Source organism: Methanothermobacter marburgensis str. Marburg, from assembly GCF_000145295.1.
GTDB lineage: Archaea > Methanobacteriota > Methanobacteria > Methanobacteriales > Methanothermobacteraceae > Methanothermobacter > Methanothermobacter marburgensis.
Genome location: NC_014408.1, coordinates 46,354 through 69,001, shown reverse-complemented (window position 1 = coordinate 69,001; position 22,648 = coordinate 46,354). Strand labels below are relative to the sequence as shown.

Genomic DNA, 22,648 nt, shown 5'->3' with positions numbered 1-22,648 from the left:
ACATGGGCTGGATGTGAAGGGCGTTCCTCTTCGCCTGATAGTGTGTGGTGATCAGAACTGTTTCAGTGCTACCTCGACCTTACCTTCATCGTACCACCAAAAAGTATATATAAAACAGGATATATCAGAAAATTGATATATCACTTTCTGGAGATGTCCTGATGTGTGCAGAAAATGGCCCCCATGGAAAGGGGGGACAGTTTGACGAGAAGATAATAAAGAGTTTCATGAGGGGATTCGGAAAAACAATGATCCTCTGGATGATAAGCAGGGAAAAGATCCATGGATACGAGATAATGCGACGACTTGAGAAGTTCTACTCGATCAAGGGGATGCACTGCCAGGAGATCAAACCGCCCGGTCCAAGCGTCATCTACCCAGTACTCCACGACCTGGAGAAGAAGGGACTCATAAGGGGTTCATGGGAGATGCACGGGGAGAAGAGGGTCAAGTACTACGAGATAACCCCGCTGGGAAATGAAACAATAGAGAGGATCCGTGATATAATGAAAAACCACATCTCAAGAATATGGGAGGACTTCTGGAACGACATGTTCCCATGTGAGAGGGAGGAGGAAGAATGAAATATGCCATAGAGACCTATGACCTCACAAAGGTCTACGGGGACTTCAAAGCAGTTGACAGCCTCAACATGAAGATAGAGAAGAACTCAATCTTCGGGTTCCTGGGGCCCAACGGGGCGGGTAAGACCACAACCATAAAGATGCTCACCTGCCTCATACCACCAACCTCAGGTACAGCCCGTGTCGCCGGATACGATATACTGGAGAACCCCGACGAGGTGAGACAGCAGATAGGTATGGTCCCCCAGAAGGTCAGCCTCTACGAGGACCTCACAGCAAGGGAGAACGTGGAGATGTGCGCAGACTTCTACGGGATGCCAGAGGACCTCAAGGAAACAAGGATCGATGAACTCATGGAGCTGGTTGACATAAAGTACGCGGCAGATAAACCCGTTGGACAGATGTCAGGGGGACAGCAGCAGAAGGTTTCACTGGTTGCAAGCCTGATACACCAGCCAGACATACTCTTCCTCGACGAACCAACCATAGGACTTGACCCGACAACAAAGAGGGTGCTGTGGGACCTCATCGAGGAACTGAACAGCAGCGGCCACACCATCATACTCTGCTCCCATGACATGTATGAGGTTGAACTCCTCTGTGACTACGTGGGTATAATAAATCAGGGTTTGCTAGCAGCCTTTGACACGCCCCAGGGCCTCAAGGACACCGTTATAAGAGAGGAGGAATCCCTAAAGGCACGGGAGATTGGCACCATACTTGAAAGAATTCAGGAGGAGACCCCTGAATCCGAAAAAAAGGTCATTGAGGAAATGAAAAAATCCGGGACCTGCGCCGGTAGGGAGCTCAGCATGCTGATCACCGACCTCAGCGACGAACTCATAGCTGAACTTGAATCCCTCCCGGTTACACTGGAGGTTAAAAGGCACCACACCGGCAGGATAATACTTGAACTGGATGAAAGCTGTGACACTGCCATAAATGACGTCCTCGGGGCAGTTATAAGGAACAATGCCAGGATCAGCTCAATTTCAACCAGGGACCCCTCACTTGAGGATGTATTTATGAAGGTTACAGGGAGGTAACCGTTATGGAAATGAAGAAGGTAATGTGGATGCTCAAGAAGGACCTCATAGTCCTCTGGAGGCACAAACCCCGCCTCATATCAATCATACTGTTCCCCATACTCATGATAACCCTCTTCGGTTACGGTATGGGTGGTACACTGGAGAACATACCTGTGGTTATAGTTGAGCAGAGCAGCGGACCCCTCACAGACCAGACCGTCGCTGCAATGAGGAACATGAGCCTCTACGATATTAAGGATATCATGAAGGACCCTGAAACCGCAAGGGACATGGTGGACGCCGGGGAGGTCAAGGCGGCAATAATACTGCCCCCCAACTATGACAATCTCACAGACGAGCCAACAGTGGTCATGTACCTTGACTCCTCTGACCAGCTGGCAAGTCAGGCCCTGGTACCTGCAACCCAGGCGCTGTTCAGCAGGCTTTCAGGTGAAATAGCGGTTCAGAAGATGCAGAGCCCCGCTGTGAATATTCAGAACCAGAATTCAACCCCCGGGGAGACGGGCTTTCAGAGCATCGTGAGCACGATAAACTTCCAGGTTGACAGGATCTACGGGGACGTCAAGTACATGGATTTCCTTGTGCCCGCGGTACTTGCAATGACCATAATGTTCTCCTGCATGTTCGGTATGGGACAGTCAATTGCAGGGGAAAGGGAGAGGGGAGAACTCGCACGTCTCTTCATGACCCCCACAAGCGTTTCAACAGTTGTTGGGGGTAAAATAATCTCAAAACTGGTTATAGAAAGTGGAAGAGCATTCCTGCTGCTCTGTGTCGCCATACTACTCTTCGGAATAAAGATCAACGGCAGCATGCTCCTTACGGTCCTTCTACTTGTACTCACAGCACTGTGCTTTGTGGGATTCGGAATAATGATATCGGCGAGGGTGGGGACCCAGGAGGACTACATGCAGATGGTTATGCCCTTTGCAATGCCCATGATGTTCGTATCAGGGGTCTTTTACCCCATTGAGACCATGCCATGGGTGTTCCAGAAGCTGGCCTACGTGGTGCCCCTCACCTATGCCAACGACGCTCTTAGGTCAGTGATGCTGAAGGGTGCAGGTGTCGGGGACATCTGGCTTGACCTGGCCGTGCTTGTGGGATTCACACTCCTGTTCTTTGCAATGGGGGTTACCAGGTTTAACAGGGACATTTAGGTGTTAAGACTAAATTTCAGGTGGTAATATGATGAGGAAAAGTTTAATTGCGGCACTTATAATCATTGGGATGGTTTTAAGTCCTGTATCAGCTGCAGACTGGCCCCTCTTCCATGGGGACCAGCAGCGCACAGGTTTCTCTGAGGAGCCAAGTGACTTCTCAGCAAGGACATGGTATCTCTCCATCGGCGGGATAAAGTCATCACCCGCAATATTCAACAAGGTTGCCTACATCGGCTCAGTCGATGGAAAGGTTTATGCGGTGAACCTCGAGACCGGTTCAGTTGTCTGGAGCTACCGGACAGGGGGCGCGGTTGTATCATCCCCTGCGGTGGTCAATGGTACCCTTTATGTGGGTTCAGGGGACGGATACCTCTACGCCATAGACACAGACACCGGTGACCTCGAATGGAAATTTAAAACAGGCAACAGGATAGAGTCATCCCCTGCAGTTAGCGGGGGTACCGTATATGTGGGGTCAGATGACTGCAGGCTTTACGCAGTTGATGCGGATGACGGGTCAAAGAAGTGGGAGTTCTATGCCGGGGAGGCTGTTAAATCATCACCACTTGTGGTGAACGGAACCGTCTACTTTGGATCATGCAACGGTAATGTCTATGCCCTATCAGAGTCCGACGGAAAGGAGAAGTGGAGCTACACAACCGGTGACCAGGTTATATCATCACCGGCCTTCTGGAACGGAACCATCTATGTGGGGTCAGATGACGGGAACATGTATGCCCTATCAGAGTCCGATGGAAGCGCGGTCTGGAGGTACAGCCTCGGTGACAGGGTCAGGTCAACACCCGCCATTGACACAGAGGAGAACAGCCTCTTTGCTGGATGCGATGACGGCAACGTGACCTCACTTGACACAAGGACAGGTACCCTGAAATGGTCATTCAAAACAGGCGGTGCCGTGAGATCAGCGCCAGCACTCTTTGAGAACATGGTGGCTGTGGGCTCAGATGACGGGACACTCCACATCCTCAACAAGTACACAGGGAAGGAGGAGTGGAGCTACTCACCGGGTTACTACCTTTTCAACTCACCAGCAAGTTCATCACCCGTAGTCTACGGCAAAACCATCTACTTTGCAACAGAAAACGGCTACATCTACGCCCTTGACTCCAAAAAGAAGGAGGGCCCAACCTCACCATTCGCATACTATGTGGCGGCGATAATAATAGCCATCATAGGGGCCGGAGCCGTGATAAGAAGGGTTGCAAGAAAATAAACCCTTCTTTTTTATTTAAAAAACTGAAGGTGAAGGTATGTTCAGGACACTCATAATCTATGAGAGCACCTACGGCTCCACAGAGGAAGCCGCATCAACCATCGGGAGAATACTCGGGCCCTCAAGGTGCTGCACCACAGAAGAGTTTCAGAAAGACTACAGGGAATTTGACTTCTTCGTTATTGGTTCAGGGGTTTACAGGGGCCGTTTACACGACAGAATAACCGATTTTATAAAGAAAAATCCCTGGCTTCGTGATAAACCCGTGGCGATATTCTCAGTTTCCCTGAGCCCGGATGATGGTAGAAGGGCTCTCAGTGAGGCTGAAAAACTTCTTGGGGGTGCTGTCCATTCAGCCACCCTTGGTGGGCGTATGATCCTTGACAGACTCTCTGATGGGGATATTGAGGATCTCAGGAGGTTCTCTGAGGTTGCTGGAATTGAAATTAAGGATTCCGACCTCTTTGATATCTCAGAGGTGATTGAAGTTGCCCTTGACCTTAAAGAAATCAGGGACTCACTTATGACTGACATTGATGAGGATAAACTCCGTGAATCCATTGATGAATTTCTGAGGTCCCATAACACATGTGTCCTTGCAACCTGCCATGGTAACCGACCAAGGGCAACACCCCTTGAATACGTGTATGACGGTGAGTCCATATACGTGATCACCGAGGGTGGGGAGAAATTTGCCGGTATCCTTGAGAACAGCAACGCCTCTGTTGCAGTTTACGAGGACTACACATCCATGAGCAACCTGGCAGGGATGCAGATAACCGGTGCTGTGGATATACTGGATGAAGATGAATCAGAGAGGATCTATAATCTAAGGGGTCTCAATCCTGAGTCCATGAGAAACCTCCCCGTGGATATGAACGTCATAAGGATCTCCATCCACAGGGTTGAGTTCCTAAACAGCAGGTTCAGGGAGGCCTCATCGGGCGCAAAACAGGTGTTCTGGTTTAAAGAGAAGGTCTAAATTTATGAAATCCTAGAATTATGCACTCTAAAAAAAGTTTTATGGAATGCCTAGAGCATTCCATTGTTGTATTTATCCAGCATACTCATCCACTGGAGGACTTTCTGCTGATCCTTTTTGCTGAGGCTGCTCCAGCTTGATGTGTCATGGATTGCGAGGAAAGCATCTGCCTGGGCAATCACGCTGAGAACCTGTGGGGAAGCATAGGCTCCGTTGAGTATATTCAGTTTTGCTGCAAGTAGCTGTGCATATAGCTTGTTTATTCCATTGGATGCTGAGCCATTAAAGCTTAGGATTCTCACAGCCTGTTCAGCGGTGGTGACAAGTACACTCCTATCTCCACCGGCAGTTCCAAGCCATAGACCCGTGCCAAGGAGTGGTGTGACAGCATCCTGGTTGTTTCCATTGAAACCGGCGTGTGTCTTCCAGTAACCTATTGTCAGTGTGCCGTAGGGGCTCCTCACATATACATCAACCAGCCATGAGTCTGATCCCCCGGTGCTGGTATCACAGGTCACAAATGATGCCTCGTTAACCTCTGTGTAAAGTCCAGGTGCATTGTAGGGTCCATAGGTCACAGAATAGTTGAAGGTGTAGGTTTCTCCAGGCATTATGTCACTGCCCACAGTGATGACTCCCAGGTAGCCCCATCTGTCGTCGGATACAGTTACAGATTCATCAACAAGTTCTGAAGGTTCACCGAATTCCACATCAGCCATTGCAGTGTACTCTGTAGATCCGGCCATATCTGAACTGTCCAGGTAGCGGTCATGGTTCTGCTGAACCACCGTTGCAGTGTTAACCCTTGAAGAACCATCAGGTAGACGTCCCATGTAGTTGAGGACAAGTGTCCCGCCTGGCTCAAGTACATGGGGGAACGTTGCGCCGGTTAAATTCATCAGAAGTCCCGGTGATACGGTATCAGAGATGGAGTTTATTACAGCGGCGATGGGTGCAGGGTTGAACACTGTGATGGTGCCCCCCACCATCCAGTCACTGTCTTTTCCTGTATCAACTGAAATGTTAACCGTGTAGTTCACGGTTGCAGTGTCCCCCATGTTCACGGTGACCTCTCTTAAGTCGGCCTCCTTGCTGATGTTCCAGGTGTAGGTCCTTGTGTAGGAAGTTGTGGCATTCTTGGAGACCATCAGTTCATATACGTTAACCTGGACAGATGCACTGGCACTCTGACCGGTTTCCCTTATCGTGGCCGTGTTGTTGTATGTTCCAGCCCCGGTGAACCGCCTGGTGTATGTAACTGATCCTGAGTCGTTAAAGAGCCATGACTCTCCACTTGTGTCATCAACATGTATGCACTCATTCACCGTCACCGGTGATGCAGGGAGTGTTGCCGTTGCTGATGGTCCCGGTCCAAAGGGTGTTCCGAGGCGCCCTGAATGGTTTGTGATTGTAACATTCGCAGTCACCTTGTAGTTACCCCCTGCGTGTACCTGTGCCGGTGTGAGGTAAATCCTGTAGGGGTATGTCCCTGTTTCTCCTGGATCAAGAACAGGATTCGCTGATATATCCAGTGGATAAATCCCTAAAAGGTCATCTGGTGGTGGTACACCATCCCTCAGCTCCAGTATAACCGAGAGGTTCTCTGTGGAAACACCCCCACCATTGTGTACAGTCACGTTGCCCTCAATCCATGCCCTCTCTGTCGGGTTTTCCCTCTCAACACCTACTGTGTACTCTGAGGTGGCTGAGTCTCCCTTAAAGATGTCCCAGCTATCGGGTGTGACGTTCTTGTGGATCTGCCATGTGTATTCCTTCACATAGCTTGTGTTTGCAGTGACACTTGCTGTGAGTGTTGTTCCGGCCTGACCTCCGCTTTCCGCAGAGGATGTGCCTGTGAGGGCCAACACTAAAAGAAGTGCCACCAGACCTAGACCTACCGGTCCAATGGACCGGGAGGCCCTGAATTTCCTATTCATTCATCCCCCCTCCTTTTTCAGGAAAAATAATTTTCAGTCCCCTCAATTATAAAGTATTGAGGAGTGATTCTCTGTATGTCCACACTGCCATAAATAGTTTAGTAAAATACTGAAAAACCTTGAAAAAATAATCATAATCTTCAGAATATGTGAATAAACTATTACAATCCTGTGAAAATTAGATATTACATTGAGGTCAGCTGAAATGGTATGAAGACCCTCTTAATTTCTGATAAAGTATTGTGCTGGGGTTAAGTGAGAAGTCAATGACTGTTCTGAATCCCCTGATAAAGAGTAAAGTTCCTGAAAATTCAGTGCATATAAAATATAAAAGAATGGAAACCTGTGGCTTCCATCTTTTATATCCCTAATCCTTTCTGAGCTGGATTTCTATTGCTGAAACATTGGTAGCGGTTCCCTCGTTACCAATGATCTCCTCTGTACATATGTCAATGTTCTCTATCTGTATGTCTGGTATGAAACGGTTCCTGACAATCTCCGCAACGTCAACAGCCCTGCTTATAGCTCTTCCACGGGCTTTAAGGATCACTTCACTGGTTCCACCGTTCATCTGAGTCACTACGGCCAGAACATAGTTCATTACAGGCTTGTTTCCGATGTATACTACATTCTCCTCTGACATCACTTAACCTCCAAGAGTGTCTGTAATAAAGATAGAAACCCCTGATTATATAAAGTTTGTGATATGCTAATTAAAAAATTTAATAACTTCTGGACCTAACCGCTTCAAGTACCCTGCCGCCGGTTACACATGCGCCCCTGAACCCTGCAGTGAGGGCATAACCATGCATAACATCGATAAGCGGCGCCCCCAGTGATTCTGAAAACCGTGTCTCTGCAACTCCACCGAGTATGACCTCAGGTTCATTCCTGATAAGCGCATCCTCCAGCTCAGAGAGATCAGCCCCAACCAGGACCTCCGACCTCAGGCCAGTTCCAGAGAGGTTCTCAAGTGTGTACTCACCAATCATGTCCATTGCCACCACAGCGGGTTTCATTCCAAGTTCAGTTACAAATCCAGCCAGTGCAACGGCCCTTGTGGGCCCTGAAACTATACCGACCCTCACACCCTCCAGTTCCGATCTCAGACGATCCCTTTCCTCAGCGTATTCACTGACTTCATCCTGAAGGGTGTAATCAATGCTGAGGTGTTCAAGTATCACCTCATAGAACCTCAGGGTGTTTGAAAATCCGAGGGGAATTGGGTGGTGGATGAATGGAATCCCGAATTCCTCCTCGAGAAACCTGCAGGGCCCTATTCCTGATACATCACAGAAGGAATAGTTCAGATGGGCTGACGCGATTCCCTCAATGTCACCGACTGTGCTCCCGGATGTGAGCACACAGTTCACAGAAACACCCATCCTGCCAAGGGTATCCACAATATGGTTGAGGTCGGGGCCGCCCCTGAACTCCCCTATGATGTTGATTGATGGCTCATCTGATGGTTTTGCATCAGCTGCAATGGACTCAATGAGTGTCATCATGACCTCAAGGTATCCTTCGCCCTGGTTTGACTCAAAGCCCCCTGCACTGATGGTTATGATTTTAGAGTCGATTTCCCCCTTAACCTCCTCTGCAGCCCTCCCTATATCCTCACCTATTATGCTTGTTGCACAGGAGCTCATAACAGCTATGAGTTCCGGTTTAAGGGTTCTGTCGGCATCAATTATGGCCTTTTTGAGTTTATCGGCTGCCCCAAATACCACATCTGATTCAGTGAGTTCTGTTGATAGAACCCTTATTCTCTTACCTCCCCTTGCCGTCAGAAGGTATCCGATGTGGTATGCGCAGCCCCTGGGGCCATGGATGAGTGGTACAGCATTGCAGATGCCTGAAACAGCCCTTACAGCCCCGAAGAGTTTACATGTTGATACTGGCTCCATCGGCACACCTATTTGAGGCTCAGGATCTTGTTGATTGCATCGAGGACCGCCTCCACACTCGCCATCACTATATCCTCCCTGGTGGATCTTCCTGTTGCCTTGTTGCCGTCGGCGTCGCTCATGACAACGAAGACCTCTGCAAGGGCGTTGGTACCGCCTGTTATTGCCTCTATGTTGTACTCATCAAGTTCTATATCTGCTGTTTCACTTACTAGGCTCTGTATGGCGTTTATGGCCGCATCAACAGGCCCCACCCCGGTCATTGATGTTGTCTTGATCTCATCTCCGATCCTCAGCTTCACTGTGGCCGTTGGCATCACACTCTCACCTGTCATCACCGCTATGCCCTCAAGCTTCACAATCTCCCTTGTTGCCTTTCCAAGTATCGTGACGGCCATTGCCCGAAGATCTGCGTCGGTGATCCTTTTCCCCTTATCTCCTAGTCTTTTGACCTGTTCATAGAGGGTGCAGAACTGGTCCTCGTTCATATCTATGCCATATTCCTGAAGCTTTGATCTGAGGGCGTTGGCCCCTGTGTGCTTGCCGAGGACTATCCTCCTCTTGTGGCCAACCATCTCGGGGGTTATGGGTTCATAGGTCTCTGCCTTCTCAAGAACCCCATGGACGTGTATGCCTGCCTCATGTGCAAAGGCGTTTTCACCCACGATTGCCTTGTTGGGGGGCATCCTTACCCCCGTTATCTTTGATACGAATTCCGAGATGTTCACAAGTTCCGTTGTCTTTATGGTGAGGGGGAGGTCATAGCGGGTTATGAGGGCCATCACAACCTCCTCAAGGGCTGCATTCCCTGCCCTTTCACCGAGCCCGTTGATGGTTGCATGCACCTGTGATGCGCCTGCCTCCACCGCTGCAAGGGAGTTTGCAACGGCCAGTCCAAAGTCATTGTGGCAGTGGACGCTGATGGGTGTCCTGACCTCATCCCTGAGACCCCTTATGAGGCGGTTCATGGCCCGGGGTATCATCACCCCCACAGTGTCCGGCACATTTATCATGTCGGCCCCTGCATCCTCTGCGGCCCTGTATACCCCCACAAGGTAATCAAATTCTGTCCTCGTGGCGTCCTCGGCAGAGAATTCCACCCTGAGCCCATGTTCAACCGCATATTCCACCCCAAATACCGCCCTGTCTATTATCTCCTCAGGGGACATTTTGAGCTTGTACTTCCTGTGGAGGGGTGATGTCCCTATGAAGGTGTGTATGTAGTCAGCGCCGCAGTCAATAACAGCGTCTATGTCCTCCCTTAGCACCCTTGCCAAACCACAAGTATTCGCATCAAGATCAAGGTCAGCTATCCTCCTTACTGAGTCCATCTCCCCTGGGGAGGCTGCAGGAAACCCTGCCTCTATTGTGTCAACTCCAAGGGAGTCCAGTTTCCTTGCTATGCATATCTTCTCATCCACCGTGAGCGCCACTCCAGGTGTCTGCTCACCGTCCCTGAGTGTTGTGTCAAATATTCTCACCGTCTCAGGTAGCTTCATTTCCGGTTTAACCTCTTCTATGTACATTTAAATTCCCCGTGGTCTGGCCTTTTATCATGATCTATATGCTGCCACAATTAAAAGCTTTTACACAGCAGACTTATAAGTTATAAGTTATAACTTAAAAGTCAGAAGAAGCGTTCTGCTGCCAAGAGACGAGGGGTCCCGGATATACTTTAAACCGCCATGCTGAGACTCAGAAAGTTCCTGAGGCCCGGTGCTAGGCCAAGTATGAATATAACAAGTTTAAGTAGAGCCGAGTCCCCCGGGTCCTCAACGTACCTGTCAATGGCATATAGACCCAACAGTATGACCGCTATCTTTAGGGGGAACATCACAAGGGCCGTGCCAGTCAGGGCCGTGAATGCCGATGGCAGGACATGCTGCTCAGCATAGCCATAGAGGTCAACCGCAACATAGGTTGAGGATGCATCAAAAAGGTGCGCGTACACCACGTAGAGATTCATCCTCTCCCTTAGAAGTTCCCATTTAAGACCTATTATATAGAAAAGGAATGCAGATGCCATGAATACTCCCAGTACAGAGAAAAAGGGTACGGGATTAATTTTCTGCATGCTTATGATGTTTGGAATGGAAAGAACCGCCCCTGTAGCAAATACAAGCTTTCTGTAATCCCATCCATAAAGTTTCTCAAGTTTAACCGAGACGAGGAGCGTTGCTATTGCCGTGAGTCCCACAAGGACATATATGCCAGGGGTCACAAGGAGATGGGTGAGTGGATAGATCCCATTATCAACAAGGGCCCTTGCACCTGACCCGAGAAATATGAAGGGAAGCAGTGGCACAAGGAGTTCCCTGGGGTCCTTTTTAAGCCACCTGAACATTCTGAGTATGATGAGAACGGCAAACCCGAGTACAAGGCCAAAAACAACCGTGTTGAGGGGCGTGTAGCCAGGGTGGAGGTAGAAGAAGTTGCTCTCCAGGAACTTCTGAAGCTCAGATATCATTTCTCATCCTGCCTATGAGTTTTTTGTTGATTACCTCCCTCACAATCAGGGGAAGGGGTGTCCTTCTTCCCTCAGGCCTGGTTCTACCCCTTCTTATACCTTCAATTATATCATCAGCTGTATTTTCAGACTCCACAAACGTGAATGAACTTCCAACAGCCTCCACAAAGTGTGCGTCGCTTGCACCTATCTCAGGGATGCCCCTCTTTCTTGCGAATTTCCTTGCCCTCCAGTTGGAGTAACCAACTATGTAGCGGGAGTTGAGGGTTTCAACTGCATCAACACGGAGGTTTCTCTCGTTCACAAAGAGTCCCTGTCTGTACCTGACAAATGGGTGTGGTATTATGGCAAGTGCGTCCTGTGAGTGTATCTCATCCATGGTCTCTGCAGGGGTGAGACCCCTCTGTATTTCCTCCTGCACACCCAGTGCCACTATGTGACCGGCGGATGTGCTGAGTTCCACTGCAGGGACCACCGTGACCCCAAACTCTGCTGAGTCCTCCATTGCAATCAAGGATCCCTTCATTGTATTGTGGTCTGCAATCGCAACTGCATCGAGGCCCACAAGGGATGCCCTCTTCAGCACATCCCGTGGCGTTCCCCTTGCATCCCCTGAGTATACCGTGTGTATGTGGGGGTCAATCCTTATCATGAAACCACCTTAACAATTGCCCTCATGTTCCCTGGACCCATCAGTGCATCACCCTGTATTCTATGCTTCCTATGAGCCCCACGGGCCCTGTCATCATGACGTCCCCTGCCGGTGCAGCATGGTGGACCCTGAGGGATGTTTCATCGAGAATACTCCTCTGTGGACCAGTTGCAACAACCACCTCAGGCTCACCCACCCCTCCAAGGACATGGGCACCATGACCTCCGTCGCCATGGACCTCCCGGTGGGTTATCTCCCCATGGGCGAGTTTCAGGAGGAGTTCCTCAAGTTTTTCAGGGGACAGCATCTTTGTGTGGTGCTCCATGACCCCATGTATCCTGCCATCCAGTACGCTGGCTGCCAGGGTGTGGCCGTTACCCACATCAACAGCGACTAGCGGCCCAGCTGAGTTCACTGCGGGGTCAAGGAGAGCCCCTGCTATTGAGGCGAACTTGGAATCCATCAGAAGGAGGGGGTGCTCAGCTGCCCCCTCAATGGATTTCATCCTGGTGAAGTAATCTGGGACATTGCCAAGGTATGAGAACTCCTGAGGTTTCACTGGTTCTCTTAGTTTCTCCCTGATCTTCATGAAGCGGAAGTTTCTATCACCCATATCACCACCCGCACCATGGTCCTGAACAGCCACCCCCAGGAAGTCGATTTCCAGTTCAACGTCAAAGTGTCCGAGGGCCCCTGCTATGGCCCCGAGATCAACATCCGTTAACTTCACCCTCCTCAGGCCAGGGTCCCTGTCTGATATCTCTATCCCCATCGCCCTGACCCTTTCAAGGTCATCCCTGATGGTCCTTGCTGCCTCATGGGTCATTACAACCCTGTAACCCCTCTCAAGGTGCTCAATTATGGCCCTGCTCACGGGTCCCCCTCCCATTGTCTGGCCATGAATGAAGACGTCCTCACTGATTCCCCTGATCCTTTCTGCGATTATCCTTGTGGGTGAGGGCAGTACCATCTTTATGGAATTTTCAATTCTATCAACTGCAGTATCATGGTACATTATATCCTGGGTCCCTGCCCCCACATCAACTGCAAGTATCTTCATGTGGGAATCATATCTTCCCCCCATTTATTAACCATTTCCTAAATGTACAGATATGTACTGTAAAGTTTTAAATAGTTCTTTAAAGAGACATCATGCATGTAAATGCTGATGATAACATGACCTTATCATGAAATCTAAGGTGATACCATGAACAAGATTGTTCTTGACGAAAATGAAATACCAAAAAAATGGTACAACATCAACCCGGACCTGCCATCACCACTACCAGAACCCAGAAACCCTGAGGGCGGAGAGAACATAGAGAACCTTCCAAGGGTGTTCTCAAGGGGGGTTCTTGAGCAGGAGATGTCAATGGAGCGCTGGATAAAGATCCCCCGTGAGGTCAGAGATGTCTACAAGATGATCGGAAGACCCACCCCACTCTTTCGAGCAAAGGGCCTTGAGGAGATGCTTGACACCCCCGCCAGGATATACTACAAGAGGGAGGATTATTCACCCACAGGAAGCCACAAGCTCAATACCGCGATAGCACAGGCATACTATGCCCGTGAAGATGGAGCTGAAAGGCTCACAACAGAAACAGGCGCTGGACAGTGGGGAACCGCCCTCTCACTTGCATGTTCACTCATGGACCTCCAGTGCAAGGTCTACATGGTCAGGGTTTCCTTCAACCAGAAGCCCTTCAGGAAAACAATAATGCAGCTCTATGGTGGCGAGGTTGTCCCATCACCAAGTGACCATACCGAATTCGGAAGGAAAATACTCAGTGAGGACCCAGAACACCCGGGCTCCCTTGGTATAGCCATATCAGAGGCCATGGAGGAGGCCCTCCAGTATGAAAACGTTTACTACTCCCTTGGAAGCGTCCTCAACCACGTTCTGCTACACCAGACCGTGATAGGTCTTGAAACACAGAAACAGCTGGAAATAGCAGGTGAAACACCTGACGTCATGATAGGATGTGTGGGTGGGGGCAGCAACTTTGGCGGGGCGGTTTTTCCATTCATAAAGGATAAACTTGATGGTAAGCTCGACTGTGAATTCATAGCAGCTGAACCAAGATCCTGCCCGACCCTCACCCAGGGAGAATACCGGTATGACTTTGGTGACACTGCTGGTATGACACCACTCCTCAAGATGTACACACTAGGCCACGACTTTGTACCCCCATCTGTACATGCAGGCGGTCTGAGGTACCATGGAATGTCACCGCAGGTTGCACTGCTGGTGAAGGAGGGCATCATCAAGGCCCGGGCCGTAGAACAGCATAAAATATTTGAGAGCGGTGTTAAATTTGCAAAGGCCGAGGGGGTTGTTCCTGCACCAGAGACCTGCCACGCCATAAGTGTTGCCATGGATGAGGCCAGAAAGTGCAGAGAGACCGGTGAGGAAAAAACCATAGTCGTAAGCTTCTCTGGCCACGGGCTCCTGGACCTCAAGGGTTACGGGGACTATCTTGAGGGCAAAATCTGATAGCCCCGATTGAATTCATGGGGATTTATGGCTGAAACTCCATGATACATGGAACTCCACTGGATTTCAGCCATGAAAAATCCCGTATCTTCTTCTTCAATACATATAAATACCATCATCACCTACACTAAATTAGTTTATATCAATCTCATCAAGGTGATCTGATGGACTACAGAAATATCGTTATCGGTGCCATGATCCTTATCATAGCACTGATGGTCGGTTTCAATGTTGCCCTGTACATGGGGGCCCAGGAACAGAACGTGACCCAGCTGGACTGGGCTGACAACGCAACAACGGATATGAGTTTTGCAAATGAATCCCCTGCACCGGTCAGCACCGACAACACCATAAAAACCACAAAGAGAACCAGGACAAACATCACACCAGGTGAAGGAAACACCACAGCACCTGAAGAACCCGAACCACCGGCTCAAAATCAAACCACATAAGGAGGATAAAGATTGTACAGAATAGGTGAAGCACTCATAGGAAGCGGCAATGAGGTTGCCCATATAGATCTCATCATAGGTGATAAGGAGGGAAACGCGGGGGCAGCCTTTGCAAATGGCCTCACCAGCCTTTCCCTTGGTCATACACCACTTCTATCGGTTATAAGGCCCAACCTCATGACAAAACCCGCAACCCTCATAGTACCCAAGGTTACGGTGAGCTGCCTTGAGGACGCCGACAAGGTCTTCGGGCCGGCTCAGACAGCGGTTGCCCGTGCAGTTGCCGATGCGGTTGAGGAGGGAATAATCCCCGAGGAAAAGGTTGAGGACCTCGTGGTAATTGTCAGTGTATTCATACACCCAGAGGCAGAGGACTACCGCAAGATATACCAGTACAACTACGGGGCAACCAAACTGGCCCTCAGAAGGGCCATGGAGAACTACCCCTCAGCAAGGAAGGTCCTCAGTGAAAAGGACCGGGGAAGCCACCCAATCATGGGTTTCAGGGCAGTCAGACTGTGGAACCCCCCCTACCTGCAGGTTGCCCTTGACCTTGACAGCATTGAGGAGATGGAGAGGATCATTGACGCTCTCCCCAACAGGGAAAGGATACTCCTCGAGGCCGGAACACCCCTCGTCAAGAAGTTCGGTGTTGGTGTCGTAAGCAGGATAAGGGAGCTTCGAAGGGACGCCTTCATAATAGCTGACCTCAAAACCCTTGACGTTGGCAGGATAGAGGTTAAGATGGCCGCAGATGAGACGGCTGATGCAGTGGCCATATCCGGTCTCGGAACCGTTGAATCCATTGAGAAGGCCATCCACGAGGCCCAGAAACAGGGCATATACTCCATACTGGACATGATGAATGTTGAAAACTTCGTTGATAAACTCAGGGGCCTCAGATACAAGCCAGACATCGTCCTCCTCCACAGGAATGTAGACCTTGAAACCCTCAGAGCAGAGCGTGGAGAGGACATTGGTGAAATGAGCGAATGGGGCAACATCAGGGAAATAAAGGATATACTTGGCCCCAGGGGCCTTGTGGCCGTTGCAGGAGGTATAACACCATCCAAGATGCAGGAGGCCCTTGATAGCGGCGCCGACATAATAGTGGTTGGAAGGTACATAATCGGCTCAAGGGATGTGAGGAGGGCCGCCGAGGACTTCCTGGAGCACATGCCCCAGGACCCCGACACCATGAGACTGCCCCTTGACGAGGACGAGTCAATCTAGCCGAGAAGGGGGTTGCATATGATAGTGGGTATATGTGGAAGCCCCAGGAAACAGGCCACCCATTACGTGCTTGAGAGGACCCTTGAAACACTGGAGGATGAAGGGTTTGAAACAGAGTTCTTCACTGTAAGGGGTAAGAACATCTCACCCTGCAGGCACTGTGACTACTGCCTCAGGAACAGGGAGTGTGTGCTGAAGGACGACATGTACCCACTCTACGACCTCCTTAGGGGGGCCCAGGGAATCATAATTGCAACCCCTGTCTACAATGGCGGTGTCAGCGCCCAGGTGAAGGCCATAATGGACCGCTGCCGGGCGCTTGGTGCAGAGGACTACGACTCCCTAAGGGGTAAGTTGGGCATGGGCATAGCTGTTGGTGGTGACAGGTGCGGGGGGCAGGAACCTGCCCTCATGCAGATACACACCTTCTACATCCTCAACGGAGTAATACCAGTAAGCGGGGGGTCCTTCGGAGCAAACCTTGGGGCATGTCTCTGGTCAAGGGACACCATCGAGGGCGTTAAGGAGGATTCCTATGGGTTTAAAACCCTTGATAAAACCCTCAAAATGTTTAAAAGATTTTTGAATTCCCAGACCCCATAATTTATTTTTTTATCATGGCAACTTCGACCCAAAGGCTTATTTAAGGCGCTATCAGATCTATTTTTCCGGTGATTCAATGGCATCTTCAGGTACCTCCAAACTCTTAAAGGGCAGCTTCTTTATAATAATCGGCAACCTGCTTTTCAGGGTGGGTGGATACATCTACCGCGTTCTAATGACACGTCTCCTCGGACCCGAGGGCTACGGACTCCTGGGACTGACACTCCCATTCCAGGGGATATTCCAGATACTGGCCGCCGGGGGTCTGCCGCCGGCAATAGCCAAGTATGTGGCCCAGCACCGGGCCCTCAAGGAGGATGAAATGGCCAGGCAGGTTGTTATAACCGCGCTGAAGGTCATGATATTTCTTGGTCTGACGTTCTCCCTCGTAATGTTCTTCACAGCCCCCTGGCTTGCAAACCAGTTCTTCCATAAACCAGCAGCCCAGTACCCCTTGCAGGCTGTTGCACTTATAACACCATTCAGTGTTATAGTGGGTGCCTTCAGGGGCGCATTTCAGGGCATATACCGGATGGAGTACGTCGTGGTTACAAGGGCGGTTGAGCAGGTTTTCATGATAACCCTCGCAGTTGTCTTTGTGATGGCCGGTTTCTATGCAGCAGGGGCGGTTATGGGTACCGCCATGGGTTTTCTCGCCTCGGCCATATCAGCTATCCTGATATTCAAAAGGCTGATGAACAGCTATTTCCCACCTGCTCCCCCAGAAAAAAGGCTGACCATCAGGGAGGAACTGGGACTTGTGAAAGTGCTTCTCTCATTCTCCATCCCCGTTATAATCACCGCCCTCTCTGAGATGGCAATATATGATATAAGTGTATTTGTGATAGGTGTGTTCATGGCGACAACCTCTGTGGGATACTACACTGCGGCTGATCCCATTGCAAGGCTTCCTCTTGTAGTATCCCTCTCTGTGGCAACCGCTGTTCTTCCTGCGGCATCAGAGGCCTTCGCACTGAAGGACAGGAGGCTCCTTGAAACCTACATTGTACAGTCATACAGGGTCGTGACTCTCCTTGTGCTTCCCATGTGTGTTGGCATAGCCGTCTTCTCAGAACCCCTTCTTGAACTCCTCTTTGGGAGCAACTTCATCTTCGGTGCTGGCGCTCTGAGCATACTGGTTGTTGGGATGAGCTTCTACACCCTTTTCATGATATCATCAAGTATCGCCCAGGGGATAGGTTACCCCCGTCTTCCAATGTACGTGCTGGTTGCTGGAACTGTCATAAACCTTGCACTGAACGTTGCCCTTGTACCCTTAATTGGAATCGAGGGGGGAGCCCTTGCAACAACAATCGCGGCCTTCATTATAATGATCATCATCCTCTGGAAGACCTCAGAGATAACCGGTGTGAAGCCGCCGGGCCTCTCACTTCTCAGGATAGGATTCTCATCAGGGGTTATGGGGGTCTTCATGCTGCTCCTTCCCCAGACCATCATGGGGCTCCTTCTGGCAATAATCCTCAGTCCCCTGGTTTACGGTGCGAGCCTACTCCTTATAGGGGGTGTTGAGAAGCGTGACGTGAGGCTTGTGAGGAAGTCTGCGTCAAGGATGGGTCCCCTCTCAGGAGCCATGAACAGGGTGGCTGATCTTATGGACCGCTGGGCAAGGTGATGGCATAAGAATATAAAGAACAAGATCCATAGGTTCTACAATGAGCTTCAGCTGCAGAATTGCCATTGACGGAACCGAAGTCCCTGTGGATGATAGAAGGTTCAGACTTCTCAGGCTGATCCAGAGCAGGGGTTCCATAAGCAAAGCAGCAGAGGAGGCTGGTATCCCCTACCGCAGCGCCCTTGCCTATATAAAGAACCTTGAGGAACTCCTCGGTGAAGAGGTCGTGGAAACCAGAAGGGGTGGAAAAGGTGGGGGTGGAGGTAGCAGGCTCACAGAAACAGGTATCAGGGTCGTCCTTGAGTATCTTAAATTAAAGAGGGCCCTTGAAAGGCAGATTTCCAGTAACGAAATCAAGGGAACTGTTGAGGAGATTTCAGGAGATGGTTCAAGGATAAGGGTGGGAAACTCCCTCCTTGAGGCACCAATGGTTGAGGGTTTATCCCCTGGAGATGAGGTCATACTCCTCGTTGACCCTGAGGACATTGTGCTCATGGGTAAAAGGTACGATACCAGCATGAGGAACACCATTCCAGGGACTGTTACAGGCCTTGAACTGGATGGGGACATCGTGACCGTCAGGATCAATGCAGGTGACATTAAACTCAAGACCCGCATAACACGTGAATCTCAGCGTAAAATGAAACTGAACCCTGGATCCGATGTATATGCTGGTTTTAAGGCTGTTGCTGTTACTGTTCTTAAGATATGACGGATTGGTGGTGATTTAATTGAAGATCATTGTGGATCCAGATAAATGCACCGGATGCGGTGAGTGCCGTGAGGCCTGTCCCAAGGGGGGAAGGATATGGACCATAGACAGGAGAAACCCTGCCCGAGCCTCAAACCTTGAATTCTGCCACCAGTGCATGATATGTGCAAGTAAATGTCCTGAAGGCGCCATAAGGATCATAAGGGATGATAACTATGAGAAGAAGTCTGAAGACCCGGGAAACCCTTGAAACCCATGTGAAGGTTGATCTGAACCTTGATGGTAGTGGAAGGTCAAATGTGAATACAGGTCTTGGATTCCTTGACCACATGCTTGGATCGCTGGCCCGTCACGGGCTCATGGACCTTGAGGTGGAGGCAAGGGGAGATCTGGAGGTTGACGACCACCACACGGTTGAGGACGTTGCGCTGACACTGGGCGAGGCCCTCAGGGAGGCCCTCGGTGATGGAAAGGGTATAAGGAGGATGGCCCATGCTATGGTCCCCATGGATGAGTCCCTGGCCACCGTTGCACTGGACCTGGGTGGAAGACCCTACACGGTACTTGAACTTGATTTCAGAGGTACCAGGATTGGAGATGTCTCATCAGATAACATAGGGCATTTCTTTGAGTCATTTGCGGCTTCTGCTGCCATTAACATCCATGCATCTGTCAGGGGAAGTAACGACCACCATAAGGCCGAGGCACTCTTCAAGGCACTTGCAATGGCACTGAGGGATGCTGTACGGGTTGAACACGATATGATTCCAAGCACCAAGGGCAGATTGTAGAGAATCTGTGGATGGCGACGTGCACCTTAAAGTCATTTCATTAGTGAATAGTATTTTCGCATATGGGAGTCCAGAACACCATATTGCAGATATGCGTTGTTACGTTAATGGATGCAATTTATTAAGAGTTTTTCGCTAAATTAATCATAAGGATCTACCGTCTAAGACATGCTATTGACCTCAGGCTGCATCACAATCCATCACAGAAGGATCTCATTACAAAATTTAAGGGGAGTGATTGGTTTGTGTGAACTTCTGGGGTTCTGTTTTAACCGGGAAGTGAAACCATCCTTTTCCCTCAAGGGTTTCAGGATGAGGTCAGAGGATAACCCTCACGGCTGGGGGCTGGCCTTCTATCCAGATGAATCGGTACAGGTTTACAAAGAGCCCTGCCCATCAAAGGAGAGTCCGCTGTCACAGTTCCTGGAGAACTATGAACCCATAGGTTCTAGGATCATAATATCCCATATACGTCGGATAAGCAGCGGGGATAAGTCCCACAGTAACACCCACCCCTTCCAGAGGGAATGGGACGGACGGGACTATGTGTTCGCCCACAACGGTACCCTCAACATTGATAACCCTGGGGTTGGAAGGTATAAACCCGTTGGGACAACTGACTCCGAGATCGCATTCTGCCACATCATGAACCGCATCAGTGAGGAGGGCGTTAAATTCAGGGATGACGAGGATTACTTGTGGCTCTGGAGCGTCCTGAATGATATCAACGGCTATGGAGATTTTAACTGCCTCCTATCCGATGGTAAGCACCTCTTCTCCTATCATGACATGGAGGGATACAAGGGCCTCCACCAGTTGCATCGAAAGGCGCCCTACGGTCCTGTTGAACTCCTTGATGACGATTACCAGATAGACCTCGCCCATGAGAAAAAGCCTGATCAGGAGGGTTACATAATCGCAAGTAAACCTCTGACCAGTGAAAAATGGGAGGCCTTCCTTCGAGGAGAATTGAGGGTCTACAGAGATGGGAAGTTGATCTTCAGGGTCAGTGAGGAGAGCATCTGACGACGGTAAACGACAGCCAATTTCAACCAAGATCCATGCAATCTATTTTTTATATGGACCGCTGGACCAGTGATATTAAGCATCCGGGAATATAAACCATGCTCTGGAACGTTGCAAAGGTGAGAATTAAATCCCCGTTGAAAGGCTCATATATCAGAAAAAATAAGTGGTTGAAGATCTATTCTGGCTTGGCCAGAAGATCCTTCTTGCTAAGTGTTTTGCCTTCCTTACCGTGTGGTGTTCTCAGCACGGTGTCGTTGGCCTTTTCGATTTCCCTTGCTTCAATTGCAAGTTTGGCAGCTGCAGATAGCATTTCGTGTGCTGAGGCAACGATTGGTATGTACTGGTCAGGGTCCTGTACCATGAAGCAGCCCCTGACGTCTATGTCAGCCACCTTGGTTGCTATCTCATATGCAGCCATGGCCTTGGCCTTTGCATATGGGTTGGTGTAGCCTGCTGCCTCAACCGCCTTATCTGTGTCTATTACCACCTGAGGAAGTTCAGGTGCCTTTCCGGCTTCAACATCTGCAATCATTGCATCGATTGTGTTCTGCACAACCCTGTATGCGCCTGTGAATGCAAGGACCTTTATAACGTCGGAGTTGAAGGATGCCATCTCTGTTGGGTCCAGGAACTCCCTTCTTGCCCCTATCATCGGGTCGGCCTTTACTATTATGTATCCAAGTCCCTGCTCCTCGATTTCATCCTTGACCCTGAGGCCTGGTGCGTCACCTATGATCATGGCTGGAACATCAGCCGCTGAAAGGAGCTCCCTTGCCTTTGCAGGGCCAGGTGCACCGGGGTTTGGGCTTATGAATATAACAAAGTCCCTCTCCATTTCAAGCATGGTTGGTACTGCCCTTTCGATTTCATCGGGGTTCATTTTTGCACCTGAACCCACGACACAGACATCTATGTTTGGCCTGTCTGCCCTCTCATCAAGTAACAGGTCCAGCACAGGTGAGGTCCCGATGTTACCACATTTTATTATACCAATTTTTACAACCATTAGATCACCAGAATCTTATTATTTTGCGCCTTATTAAGTATTTTATGATTTAAAGATTATGATTAAGCTTTTATACCAGTAGTATATTTTTTACCTTTTCTGGGATCATGATGATTAAAATTTAAATTATAGATAATATCTTAATCATTTAATTTAATATTAGGTTTATTAATCCTCCTCCCTTTCAACCACAAGAACGTTGCCTGTGAATATTTTTGAGAAGATATCCCTCCTTATCCTGATCCTCCCCATGGCAGGGTCAGCCAGGGTGATGTTTCTATCATCAACCGAAAGAACAACGGTGTAGTGTGCCGTGTCACCGTACCTTACAAATGCGATGTGATTCCTTCTCAGATCCGATATTTCCATCCTGACACCCCTTGCACTCACCCCCTTCGAGGTTGCTGCGAGTATCAGCCCATACATGGTGGTCCCTGATTCGTCTGTACCTGCAAGCTCCGCCAGTTCTGCCTCGCTGCAGTGAACTCCAAGGTTTCTGAGAACCGTGGCAAGTGCCGCCGGACCGCAGCTGTATCCGCTGCTCTGCCTCACTATAACCTCATCACCCAGAAACGATTTCATATCAAAAACCTCCATTTTAATACCAGTATTCATAATAAATTATTAATTATTATTAATAAATGTATATGATTGAAGTGAAACAGAACCCATGAGCTTATATAACTCACGGCGGTCTTGCTTCAAATGAAAAAGAGGTTG

General features: G+C 49.7%; 23 protein-coding genes. 14 read left to right on the top strand and 9 right to left on the bottom strand.

Annotated elements, in window-relative coordinates; all coding sequences use genetic code 11:
* The first annotated feature begins 161 nt into the window (after window positions 1-161).
* The 5 genes from MTBMA_RS00355 to MTBMA_RS00335 are packed head-to-tail and all read left to right on the top strand — an operon-like array spanning window position 162 to window position 5,012.
* Window positions 162-584: a PadR family transcriptional regulator gene (locus tag MTBMA_RS00355; RefSeq protein ID WP_013294910.1), complete on the top strand. Its 423-nt coding sequence runs from the start codon at window positions 162-164 to the stop codon at window positions 582-584.
* Window positions 581-1,630 (top strand): ATP-binding cassette domain-containing protein, encoded by a 1,050-nt coding sequence (locus tag MTBMA_RS00350; protein ID WP_013294909.1) that lies wholly within the window; start codon window positions 581-583, stop codon window positions 1,628-1,630. The genes MTBMA_RS00355 and MTBMA_RS00350 overlap by 4 nt, the downstream gene beginning before the upstream one ends.
* Window positions 1,631-1,635: 5 nt before the next feature.
* On the top strand, window positions 1,636-2,793 hold the full coding sequence (locus MTBMA_RS00345) for an ABC transporter permease (RefSeq protein WP_013294908.1): 1,158 nt from the start codon (window positions 1,636-1,638) through the stop codon (window positions 2,791-2,793).
* 28 nt (window positions 2,794-2,821) lie between these two features.
* The gene (locus MTBMA_RS00340) at window positions 2,822-4,030 is read left to right on the top strand and encodes an outer membrane protein assembly factor BamB family protein (protein WP_148215518.1); all 1,209 of its coding nucleotides are present in this window, start codon (window positions 2,822-2,824) and stop codon (window positions 4,028-4,030) included.
* A gap of 37 nt (window positions 4,031-4,067) precedes the next feature.
* On the top strand, window positions 4,068-5,012 hold the full coding sequence (locus tag MTBMA_RS00335; protein WP_013294906.1) for a pyridoxamine 5'-phosphate oxidase family protein: 945 nt from the start codon (window positions 4,068-4,070) through the stop codon (window positions 5,010-5,012).
* A 50-nt stretch (window positions 5,013-5,062) separates the two neighbouring features.
* On the opposite strand, the gene MTBMA_RS00330 is transcribed toward MTBMA_RS00335, so the two are convergent.
* From MTBMA_RS00330 to MTBMA_RS00300, 7 genes are all read right to left on the bottom strand, one after another.
* Window positions 5,063-6,949, bottom strand: a complete 1,887-nt coding sequence (locus MTBMA_RS00330) for a hypothetical protein (RefSeq protein ID WP_013294905.1) — start codon at window positions 6,947-6,949, stop codon at window positions 5,063-5,065.
* A gap of 367 nt (window positions 6,950-7,316) precedes the next feature.
* Complete coding sequence (albA, locus tag MTBMA_RS00325; protein ID WP_013294904.1) at window positions 7,317-7,592, bottom strand: DNA-binding protein Alba; 276 nt, start codon at window positions 7,590-7,592, stop codon at window positions 7,317-7,319.
* A 79-nt stretch (window positions 7,593-7,671) separates the two neighbouring features.
* Window positions 7,672-8,856, bottom strand: a complete 1,185-nt coding sequence (locus MTBMA_RS00320) for a nitrogenase component 1 (protein ID WP_013294903.1) — start codon at window positions 8,854-8,856, stop codon at window positions 7,672-7,674.
* Window positions 8,857-8,864: 8 nt separating this feature from the next.
* On the bottom strand, window positions 8,865-10,382 hold the full coding sequence (locus MTBMA_RS00315; RefSeq protein WP_013294902.1) for a 2-isopropylmalate synthase: 1,518 nt from the start codon (window positions 10,380-10,382) through the stop codon (window positions 8,865-8,867).
* A 149-nt stretch (window positions 10,383-10,531) separates the two neighbouring features.
* Window positions 10,532-11,323 carry a DUF63 family protein gene (locus tag MTBMA_RS00310; protein WP_013294901.1) on the bottom strand — a complete coding sequence of 264 codons (792 nt, stop codon included), beginning with the start codon at window positions 11,321-11,323 and terminating at the stop codon, window positions 10,532-10,534.
* Window positions 11,313-11,975: a PHP domain-containing protein gene (locus MTBMA_RS00305; RefSeq protein WP_013294900.1), complete on the bottom strand. Its 663-nt coding sequence runs from the start codon at window positions 11,973-11,975 to the stop codon at window positions 11,313-11,315. The genes MTBMA_RS00310 and MTBMA_RS00305 overlap by 11 nt, the downstream gene beginning before the upstream one ends.
* Window positions 11,976-12,015: 40 nt before the next feature.
* Entirely contained in the window at window positions 12,016-13,035 is a 1,020-nt protein-coding gene (locus MTBMA_RS00300) for a DUF1786 domain-containing protein (protein WP_048901250.1), read from the bottom strand.
* Between the two features lie 147 nt (window positions 13,036-13,182).
* On the opposite strand from MTBMA_RS00300, the gene MTBMA_RS00295 reads away from it, so the two are divergent.
* The 9 genes from MTBMA_RS00295 to MTBMA_RS00255 all read left to right on the top strand — a co-directional run bounded on the left by MTBMA_RS00295 (window position 13,183) and on the right by MTBMA_RS00255 (window position 20,919).
* Window positions 13,183-14,469: a TrpB-like pyridoxal phosphate-dependent enzyme gene (locus tag MTBMA_RS00295; RefSeq protein WP_013294898.1), complete on the top strand. Its 1,287-nt coding sequence runs from the start codon at window positions 13,183-13,185 to the stop codon at window positions 14,467-14,469.
* A gap of 164 nt (window positions 14,470-14,633) precedes the next feature.
* Complete coding sequence (locus MTBMA_RS00290; RefSeq protein ID WP_013294897.1) at window positions 14,634-14,921, top strand: hypothetical protein; 288 nt, start codon at window positions 14,634-14,636, stop codon at window positions 14,919-14,921.
* Window positions 14,922-14,933: 12 nt separating this feature from the next.
* Window positions 14,934-16,154 (top strand): bifunctional 5,6,7,8-tetrahydromethanopterin hydro-lyase/3-hexulose-6-phosphate synthase, encoded by a 1,221-nt coding sequence (locus MTBMA_RS00285; protein WP_013294896.1) that lies wholly within the window; start codon window positions 14,934-14,936, stop codon window positions 16,152-16,154.
* An 18-nt stretch (window positions 16,155-16,172) separates the two neighbouring features.
* Window positions 16,173-16,757, top strand: a complete 585-nt coding sequence (locus MTBMA_RS00280; protein WP_013294895.1) for a flavodoxin family protein — start codon at window positions 16,173-16,175, stop codon at window positions 16,755-16,757.
* A 76-nt stretch (window positions 16,758-16,833) separates the two neighbouring features.
* Window positions 16,834-18,390, top strand: a complete 1,557-nt coding sequence (locus tag MTBMA_RS00275; RefSeq protein WP_013294894.1) for an oligosaccharide flippase family protein — start codon at window positions 16,834-16,836, stop codon at window positions 18,388-18,390.
* Between the two features lie 40 nt (window positions 18,391-18,430).
* Complete coding sequence (locus tag MTBMA_RS00270; protein WP_013294893.1) at window positions 18,431-19,102, top strand: TOBE domain-containing protein; 672 nt, start codon at window positions 18,431-18,433, stop codon at window positions 19,100-19,102.
* 19 nt (window positions 19,103-19,121) lie between these two features.
* Window positions 19,122-19,352 (top strand): 4Fe-4S binding protein, encoded by a 231-nt coding sequence (locus MTBMA_RS00265; RefSeq protein WP_013294892.1) that lies wholly within the window; start codon window positions 19,122-19,124, stop codon window positions 19,350-19,352.
* A complete protein-coding gene (gene hisB, locus MTBMA_RS00260; protein ID WP_013294891.1) occupies window positions 19,318-19,893 on the top strand; it encodes an imidazoleglycerol-phosphate dehydratase HisB in 576 nt (191 codons plus the stop codon). The genes MTBMA_RS00265 and hisB overlap by 35 nt, the downstream gene beginning before the upstream one ends.
* 168 nt (window positions 19,894-20,061) lie before the next feature.
* Window positions 20,062-20,919: a class II glutamine amidotransferase gene (locus tag MTBMA_RS00255; RefSeq protein ID WP_083772476.1), complete on the top strand. Its 858-nt coding sequence runs from the start codon at window positions 20,062-20,064 to the stop codon at window positions 20,917-20,919.
* A 178-nt stretch (window positions 20,920-21,097) separates the two neighbouring features.
* Here the strand turns inward: MTBMA_RS00255 and MTBMA_RS00250 are convergent, their stop codons facing one another.
* Both MTBMA_RS00250 and MTBMA_RS00245 read right to left on the bottom strand, forming a co-directional pair.
* Window positions 21,098-21,928: a F420-dependent methylenetetrahydromethanopterin dehydrogenase gene (locus MTBMA_RS00250; RefSeq protein WP_013294889.1), complete on the bottom strand. Its 831-nt coding sequence runs from the start codon at window positions 21,926-21,928 to the stop codon at window positions 21,098-21,100.
* A 168-nt stretch (window positions 21,929-22,096) separates the two neighbouring features.
* Entirely contained in the window at window positions 22,097-22,510 is a 414-nt protein-coding gene (locus tag MTBMA_RS00245; protein ID WP_013294888.1) for a cysteine peptidase family C39 domain-containing protein, read from the bottom strand.
* Window positions 22,511-22,648: the final 138 nt, after the last annotated feature.